This window comes from Atribacterota bacterium (assembly GCA_028703475.1).
GTDB lineage: Bacteria > Atribacterota > Phoenicimicrobiia > Phoenicimicrobiales > Stramentimicrobiaceae > JAQVMU01.
The window spans coordinates 1-2,728 of the sequence record JAQVMU010000137.1; the positions used below are offsets into that span (position 1 = coordinate 1).

The window sequence follows — 2,728 nt, forward strand, 5'->3', positions numbered from 1 at the left end:
CAATATCAGTTTACCAGTTGGTAGTTATGTATTATGGGCTAACAAACCATCAAAAAATCAATGCCCAACATCAATAGGATTTACTCCAAGTGGTAACCCTGATCAGAGCCCAAAGGGATGGATTTGTTTAACAGTTTCACCAGGAGGAATGCATTATTATGATATATGGGTAAAAAATTCTGGTGGATCTTATCCAGGAACTTGTTCAATACCGACATTAAATGCCTGTCAATAAGTTAACAAACATAAAAACAGGGGACGGTTTCCTATTTGACGACAAAATCTAACTAACAACACCCCGCTGGTAGTGATACCAGTGGGGTTATTTTTATCATATAAGCCACAAGTTGTATCTAATAAAAAATCAAAGATTATCAATTGTATTTTCTTATTTTTTATTTTCTCTTCAACTAAAAACAAAAAACTATAAACTAAAAACTGTCTTTCCTCACTCCCACCTTAATCCTCCCCCCCCTCAAGGGGTAGGAGACGAGATAGTTCAGATCCCTTCATCAAGAAAGGATTAGTATTGTCAAGGGGACGGTTCTTTTGACAATCTTTAAGTAGAATAATTTAGACTAAATTGAAGTTTTGAACATCAATACGAGGTTCTCTGTGTGATGAGAAAATCTAATTGTATTTTCTTAATGTTTTTAATAGAGGATTAAATATGCGGGAATAATAGGATGGGATTGCTTCGCTTACTTTATTCACTCGCAACTACAGTGGGAGGATGTGTCTCCTAAATCATATTCCAATCACAAAAAAGTATTTTATATTTTCTTTTAGTTAACTACTAACGGCCAACGGCTAACTAATTATCTTGTCAATGCGAGGGAACATGGTGACCAAAGTAATCTCAACCATTCATACCTGGGGGGAGCATTTTCATGGAACATTGGAAAACTGGAAAATAAATTGTTTTGTTTTCTTCTGCTTTCCAATCTTGCCCAGAGATTATTTTAAGTTTCTTGAACCATTGTTATTTTTTTGTCTAAAAAAATTAATTTAGGGAATAATTATAATATAAATATATTTTTGTATTTATAAGTAATACAATTTGACTTACAGTCTTAATTATTTAAAGATTATTTTAAGGATGGTGGTGACTATAGAGCAAAAATAAAAAGTTGAAAAAGGTAAACTGTCCAAAAGGACAGGGCGCAAAGTATTGGGTCTACGGTCTGTACTTATATTTATTTTATATGAGAATATTTGATTTTATTTATTACCCTCTTTTTAAACTATTATAAAATAAAATTCCCCTCTCTTCTTTACAAGCAGACTATGATTGCCAAACTGCCGGCTTTTTGTTATTTATATTTACCCCTGCAGGTTATACCTGAGGGGTTTTTTGAACTGCTGAATTTTTAACCTTTTGGATACCAAATTAGGGTATCTCAGTTAAAATATAAATAATAAAAAGGAGATTTTAAAATGAAAGTTTCAAAAATAACTTTGCCTATTTTTTTATTCGGACTGATAATATTTTTGCTAACAAGTTGTGCGGGTATAACCCCGGTTACTCCTACCCCTTCACCTGGAACCACTGATGAAGATAATACGGTGATTAATGGTACCATTAAGATGCCTTTTACCTGCTGTATTCTTAAAAGTGAAAAACAAAATACCAAAAATAATTCCACTAAAACAGAATCCTGGGCAGTGATTCCCGGAGCAGTAGTAGAACTTAAAAGCACTGAAAATTGTAAGACATTACTGGATACTACCATTAGTGATAAATCCGGAAATTATACATTTAAAGATGTAAAACCAGGTATTTATATTATTACTGCTTATTGTCCTTCGGATCGCAAATATTTAACAAAGGATGTTGTAGAGAAACCATTAGGACAAGCTGTTGATGCAGGTACACCGGATTGTAACTCCACTTCATTAGCTCTGGTTATAGAGTATCTTAAGGATTGTTATGGTGAAGACTATTCTTGCTTTAACAAGAAATCCAGTGTGTATAATATGGTTAAAACCATTGCAGGAGCTGTTAACCAACTGGACATCGATGCTATTGAAAATAATAGTAATTATGATGAACTTGTCACTATGGTTTCTGATGCAATTTATAGTTGCTGTGGGGTTATATCTCCCGGAACTACACCTTCTGCTGATAGTGGAGGAAGCAGTGGAACTCCCTCATCAGTTACAAAAACAACAATAAATGCCGCAGTTATTCCTGGAATCAAAGCACCAGTAACAGGCGAAGTCCCGGTGACGACAATCGCTGATATTGCCGTAAAATCTGCTGTTTCCGGCAGCTCTAAGTCGAATACTCAATACACCGGCACAGTGAGCTGGAAGCCTGAACATGATAAGTTCCAGGGAAATACAGTTTATACTGCAACTATTACTCTGACACCTAATGATGGTTATACTTTAAGTGGAGTACCTTCAAACTTCTTTAAAGTAGAAGGTGCTGATAGTATTTCTAACCCAGCAAATTCAGGTGTGGTGACTGCGATATTTCCCAAAACAGAGTCAGAAAAGTATACGGTTACTTTTCCCGGTCCGGATAATGGAAGTTTAAGTGCAAAGGTTGATGATGTTGCTATTAACAGTGGTGATGATATCGAAAAAGGAAAGTCTGTTGTCTTTACCGCAACACCTGTTCAAGATTGGCAGATAAAGGATTGGTATATTAATGGTTCTTCAATCGGATCAACTAATGAGACTTATACTATTGATTCCCTGAGTAGCGATATAAATATTACAG

At 34.9% G+C, this 2,728-nt stretch carries 2 protein-coding genes and 1 riboswitch; both genes read left to right on the forward strand.

Features of this window, described 5'->3' with window-relative positions; translation table 11 throughout:
- The coding region (locus tag PHQ99_08635; GenBank protein MDD4289638.1) for a hypothetical protein at window positions 1–235 on the forward strand (235 nt) is incomplete at its 5' end.
- A gap of 893 nt (window positions 236–1,128) precedes the next feature.
- Window positions 1,129–1,307: riboswitch (cyclic di-GMP riboswitch) on the forward strand.
- A gap of 130 nt (window positions 1,308–1,437) precedes the next feature.
- On the forward strand, window positions 1,438–2,728 hold a 1,291-nt coding region (locus PHQ99_08640; protein ID MDD4289639.1), incomplete at its 3' end, for a carboxypeptidase-like regulatory domain-containing protein.